Here is a 6255-nt window from a genome sequence, read left to right on the forward strand (position 1 = left end):
CATCATAATCTGTTACTGTTGAAATTGATGCATAACACATCTGAGCTTCTCTAGCTAGTTGACATTCTGGAACCAGTGTCATTCCAATTATGTCTGCTCCAGTTGATCTGAAAAATTTTGATTCTGCTTTAGTTGAAAATCGTGGACCTTCAATGCAGACATATGTGCAATCTTTGTGAATATGCATATTTTGATTATCTGCTACCTGTACAATTGATGAATGCAATTCTGGGCAAAAAGGATCTGCTACTGAGATATGAATAACTCTTCCTTCTTCTGAAAATGATCCTTTCCTTGATTTTGTAAAATCTAAAAACTGTGAGGGCAATACAAAGTGACCTGGTTTTAATTCTTCTTTTAGGCTTCCAACGGCTGAAGGTGCAATTATCCTTGTAATTCCCAATTCTTTGAATGCCCAAATATTTGCCCTGAAATTAATCATATGTGGTGGAATTGTATGTTTTTTACCATGTCTGGGAAGAAATGCAATCTTTCTTCCATTGAATATACCTACTGTGATTGTATCTGATGGTTTTCCGTATGGTGTGTCAATGTCAACTTCCTGTGGATTTTCTAACAAGCCTGAATCATAAATTCCAGTACCTCCAAAAATTCCAATCTCTACGTCTTTTTCCATTAATACTTCACCAATGACTTACAATTATAATTGCTAATTCCACGCATTCCATTAAGTTCTGTCAGCTCTATAATGAATGCAAATCCTGAAATTTTTCCACCTACCTTCTCAATTAATTTTGCAGATGCTTTAGCTGTTCCTCCAGTTGCAAGCAAATCATCACAGATGAGAACTTTTTGTCCTTCTTTGATGATATCTTTTTGAATCTCAATTGTGTCTTTACCATATTCAATAGTGTATGACAATTTTGATGTTTTTCCGGGCAATTTACCTGCTTTTCTAATCATTATCATTCCTTTGTTGTATCTTGAAGCCAAAACACATGCAAGGATAAATCCTCTTGATTCTATTCCTGCAAATACATCTATGTCTTTAGGATGAAAATGTTTTCCAAATTCATCTGCAATGAAAGACAATGCTGACGGATCCTTCAAAATTGGACTAAAATCTCTAAATAATATTCCTTTTTTAGGAAAGTTTGGGTATTCGGTAATCATGTCTTTTAGGTTCATGATTAATCGCTTGATTAGGTGAAATAAAATTGTTTGATACTATTGGATCTCATAGGTTGTTTCTGCTGAATTTAATGCATCTGAAACTTTAATTGTGTATACTCCAGGTTCCGTATCTTTAGGAACAATCCAAGGTTGATTGATCTCCCCAGTTTTTGATGCTGGGAATGAAAGCTCTTCAATTATTTCACCATCTTGGGCCACGATTTCCATTGAAACTGTTTGTGCTGCTCCAAAGACATGAATATTGATTGTCTTTCCAAATCCTGGAATATCTTGTCCTTCTTCTACAATCACAGACATACCTTCCTGAACAGCTGTCAGTACATTGATTTTTACATCATCAAAGTTTGAGCCACTTTTTGCTTTGATTGTCCATGTTCCAGCTTTTGCATCTGATGGAATTCTGAATGAATCTTCAGAAATTTTTCCATTTTTATTTGAAAAAGTTTCTCTAGTTTTAATTTCATTTCCGTCAGGGTCAATCATGCTTACAGTTAATAGATTATTGGAAGACGTATCTCCTAAAATCAACACTGAATCCCCAGGATGATAATCAATTTTTGTAGTATTGATGTCAATTTCTCCAGAACCTGTCTGTAGTCCAACTGTAAAAATATCTGTACTCTGGGCACTTCCTTTACTAATCACAGCAGTGTATACTCCTGATGAGTATCCTTTCAAGTCTAGAGTATATGATCCTCTTCCATCTGGTTGTAGTTTAATGGATATGGCGTCACCTTTGGGTTTGTCAGAAGGATCAACTATTAACAAACTAATTATTTCTGATGCTTTTCCTGACAATGTGATTATGGCAGTGTCTCCTGCTTTGTAATTTAGTTTATCAAATTCTATATTAACTGGAATTGAAGGCAATTGTCCTATTCCTGCATAAATGAATTCTTTTTCCTTTTCTTGTGTTGCAATTAGTGTATAAGTTCCCTTCATTGTATTTTGAGTGGTTGGAAATTCAAAACTTACAATACCTGATTCATCAATTTTAATAATATCTGAAACAATTTCTTTTCCAAGTGGATCTTCTAATATCAACTCAATAGCCTTGTTTGGTATGGCAGTACCATTAAATCTCATAGTTTGACCTTGATCAAATTTTAATGTAATTGGGGTGATGATAATTTTTTTATCTGATTCTAATGTCCAGTTGATTGTTTTACTATTTCTTCCATCTGAAAGAACTCCTGTGTATTCGCCAAAGGGTCTATCTAATGGAACTAAGAGTGGTTCCACTTTCCAATCTCCTTTACTATCCGTTTCGGCTGTAATTGTTCTGGTTAAATCTCCATTTGGTCCAGTAATAGACATTTTAACCGCACCATTTGGATTTCCAGTTCCAAAAATTTCTAAAAAGTCACCTCTATGAATGAACTTTGGAATTCCTTGGATTGTAAGTGGTATGTTGTCTTCGGCAATTCTATTTTCGATTTGACCTACTCTTAGACTGATCTTTTTCTCTTCACCATTTTTGTCTAATATTTTAAAATCTGCTCTATCAGCTTTCTGGTTTTCTGGAATCTTCATTGTAGTCATAAAATGACCATCTTCATCTGTCTCAAAACTGCCTATTTTCTTTGAATCAATGTAAAAATCAAACTCTTGCAACGCTCCAAATTTCTCCCCCGTAACTCTGATTGTTGATCCAACATTTGGTTTCTCTGGAACTATTCTAAATATTGACTCTGATGATATGGATGAACTTGTATTTTCTGAATTTCCACTTACACTTGGATTTTCAACTACCTTTGGTAAATCACTGGCAATTGATTTACCTGTACCCATCTGTTTATCTGCTTTATCCAGTGCTTTCCAATTAATTCCAGAACTTGGCTTATCTGTTTTTACTCCAAATTTTACAGATTCACCTGGTTTGATGGATTCTGATGATGTAAAAATTATAACTCCCTGTGGTGTTTTTTCACCAACCCATCCTTTCTCCGTTTTAAAAGATTTGAAACTAAAATCACTTCCAAGCCAAATTCTAAATGTGTTAATATCAACATCTGAATCATTAGTTAATTCCATAACTGTTGTTTCATCTAATGCAATACTTTTGACACTAATTCCTTCTGCATATGATGGAATTGAAATTAATGTAATTGAAAATAATAATACAATTGAGAGGATAACTCCTCTAGTAGAGGATCTACTCATGTAATTCAAACTTCCCATCTCTCACTTAAACCTTAAAGAATTTCTCTCATTTTTCTATTTCTCAGTTTAGTATTCCTCATTAGCAAACTTCTTAAATCTCAATGTTTAGCCTTTTGAAATCTGTCTAGGTCTGATTTTGTAGCTATGTTCTGATACTGTCTTATTCTTTCAGCAATTAATCTGTATAATGACCTGAACTGGTCTTTGGTTTTATCTGTCAGAAAATCTGTCTCTTCTAAAGTAATTTTCTCACAAATGTATCGCGTAACTTCTTCATTATCAAACTCTCCCCAATCATCATCTCTGTGTTCTTGCCATATTTTTTTTAGTTTCTCCAAAACCCCTCCTCCCTCTTTAGACATTACATCCTGAGGCGTAAGATTTGAAAATCCCTCATGTCTTAACTTTATTTCATAAGTCTGATTTACTGGATAGAGATAATCTTCTAGTGCAATATAGTCTTCAATCGACTCTAATTTCTTACCTTCTCTCTCAAAGAAGATTGTCTGAATTGATGAAAACTCGTTTGAGACTAACTGGGCAGAAATTTGTTTGGATTCTTGAGAGTTATCTAATAAAACAAATGTCTTGTAACCATGATTTCTATAAAAAATAGCTAATGGTAATACAGAATTTTTGTTGTATGCCGCAATTACATTGAGTGGATTCATTGAAATGTTAGGATCTTGTAAGAATTTATCAAATGCATTGAGATACATTGCATCAGACATTGTTTCTACAATAATTATTGGTCTAGAGTTTCTTCCAATTTCTCTATCTACAATAGATTCGACTTGACCTCTCGATAATCCATACAAAATAGGTGTCAGTGTCTTGTCATCTGCATTCCAGTAATCATAAAAGATTCTACTTAGGTGCTTTCTTCTATCTAATTCTACAACAAGTAAGTTTCCAGGAGTATAATCAAATATCATAAATGGTGAGTGTGTTGCATACAAAACTTGGTTTGATCCTGCCAAGTTTTTCAATAAATCTGAAATTCCCATTTGCTGTGTTGGGTGAAGATTTCTTGCAGGTTCGTCTAACAGTAAGATTGCTTCTTTTAGTTCAGCCCTTTGTGTTTCTGCTGCAAAGTTTACAATAAATGAAAATGTCCATTTGAAGCCTTCTGCTCTTCTGTTGAGCAATCCTGTATTTGTAATGGTTCCATCTCTGTGGACATCTGAAATGACCACACTCATGATGTTTCCTGGATTATATCTCAAGTCAACATGGATTGGATCTCCTTTCCATGCCGGATTTAGTCTACTTGTTAACCTATTACTTGCAGCATTTAGAAGCTTGATGCATTTTGATGGGCTCTCTTTTACCTCATCTAATTCTTTAATGTCTAATTCGGCTAGATAGAAGAGATTTCTTACAGTTTCTGCTTTGTCAAACTCCTCGACAAATTCAATTGAATTTACTCTTTCTCCTTTCTCTTCTCTGAGGTATTCATTGAGATTAATGTTTCCGTAGATTTTTTTATAATCTGAAAAGTATACAAATCTTGGATGCAATTGAGATGCAATAAAATTTTGTAATGCAGTTTTTTCACTTTCACCGCTTAGGAGATTTGAAAATTGATTTTCTGGACTTTCATAGATTTTTTCCCACTCTTCAATTACTTTGGGTTCTTGAATGGCTATTACATGAAATTGATTGCTAAATTCTGCCATCCCTCTATCAAATGTCTCTTGATTCTTTGGAACATTTTCCTCAAAGAATTTTGTATCTATTTGTATTCTCAAGTGGTTAGGAATTGTGTCTAAAAATCCAAGAATTTGTTTTGAAAAATTCTCCCATGAATTGATTCCTTCATTTTCATCTTCACCAAGTTTGATATCTTCAAACTCATACTGGATCTTTGGGTTTCGATTTGTTCTAATTAATTTGATTTTTTTAATGTCTGGCAAACCTGGAAATTTTTCTTTGATTAAACCAATTTCATGTCGATTTAATTCAAATTCTCCCTCTGCTAATCGCATTTCATCTTTTAGCTCTTCACTCATCTCATCACAAAGGTCTAGTTCTGAAACCTCTTCATCTCTATTTAGCAGTGTTAGAGCTTGAAGAATAGTTGTTTTCCCACTTTCATTTCTACCAACAAAAGCTGCCAAATCCCCTACTGTGATTTCTCCAGAATCATGAATGCAACGATATGCTCTGACTCTGAATTTTCTAAGTCGCATCTAGCGATATTTAGTCGGCTACGATTTAACTCATTCGTCAAATTGATCTGAACTTTTCACATTTTGCTAAATAGATATAAGGGAATCATAGATTTTAAAACAAAATGGCATCTGCAAGAGTTTTTGTTGTATTTGTTTTACCTGTAATTTTCTCAATTATCATTGGCACTGCTGTGTTATCTGGGGTTCTTCAGAACCCTGATCGAGAATTAAACATGTGGCCCATGTCTTTTTCAGATGGATTATCTTCTAACACTCCAATTCAAATAATTGGCTTGTCAAAGCAATATTCTACTTCTGTACCTGTAGAAATCCAAGTCAAAATAGGTGACTCTTCATTTAGATGCGGAGATCTTTATATCACAATTTACTCTGCTGGAAAAAGCGATGTTATTACCCAAGGTGGATTCTTTGAACAATGTTTTGAGGAAAATAACGTTCTTCCAATAGGTGATAGTTTTTCAAAGGTTATTGAGACTCCTGGCTCATATGAGATAGTCACAGAAATGGTCTCAAAAGACTTGAAGAATATTTCTACAAGGGGGACATTTACTGTTAAATAGGAATGAGATATTGATTGATAAATAAGAAATTGAATTTAAAAAATAAGGTGATTTGATGGCAAAGAAAAAAGACTCTCTAATTGATGAGGCAGAAAAAATCAAAGCAGATCTTGCTACATTAAAAAAGAAAAAGAAGACCCTTGATTCGTCTTCGACCAAAAAAACTGATGGAAAGAACGTTG

At 33.9% G+C, this 6255-nt stretch carries 5 protein-coding genes; 1 reads left to right on the plus strand and 4 read right to left on the minus strand.

The genetic code is table 11. The features are described from left to right. From mtnP to BD31_RS07815, 4 genes are all read right to left on the minus strand, one after another. The coding region (gene mtnP, locus BD31_RS07800; RefSeq protein ID WP_008300898.1) for an S-methyl-5'-thioadenosine phosphorylase at window positions 1-637 on the minus strand (637 nt) is incomplete at its 3' end. Beyond that, on the minus strand, window positions 637-1149 hold the full coding sequence (locus BD31_RS07805) for an adenine phosphoribosyltransferase (protein WP_008300896.1): 513 nt from the start codon (window positions 1147-1149) through the stop codon (window positions 637-639). The genes BD31_RS07805 and mtnP, both read right to left, overlap by 1 nt. Before the next feature lie 39 nt (window positions 1150-1188). Beyond that, complete coding sequence (locus tag BD31_RS07810; protein ID WP_008300900.1) at window positions 1189-3318, minus strand: biofilm-associated protein; 2130 nt, start codon at window positions 3316-3318, stop codon at window positions 1189-1191. A 98-nt stretch (window positions 3319-3416) separates the two neighbouring features. Next, entirely contained in the window at window positions 3417-5510 is a 2094-nt protein-coding gene (locus BD31_RS07815) for an AAA family ATPase (protein ID WP_008300892.1), read from the minus strand. Window positions 5511-5614: 104 nt separating this feature from the next. On the opposite strand from BD31_RS07815, the gene BD31_RS07820 reads away from it, so the two are divergent. Beyond that, on the plus strand, window positions 5615-6073 hold the full coding sequence (locus BD31_RS07820; protein WP_008300890.1) for a hypothetical protein: 459 nt from the start codon (window positions 5615-5617) through the stop codon (window positions 6071-6073). The last annotated feature ends 182 nt before the right edge of the window (window positions 6074-6255 follow it).

This window comes from Candidatus Nitrosopumilus salarius BD31, assembly GCF_000242875.2.
Taxonomy (GTDB): domain Archaea; phylum Thermoproteota; class Nitrososphaeria; order Nitrososphaerales; family Nitrosopumilaceae; genus Nitrosopumilus; species Nitrosopumilus salarius.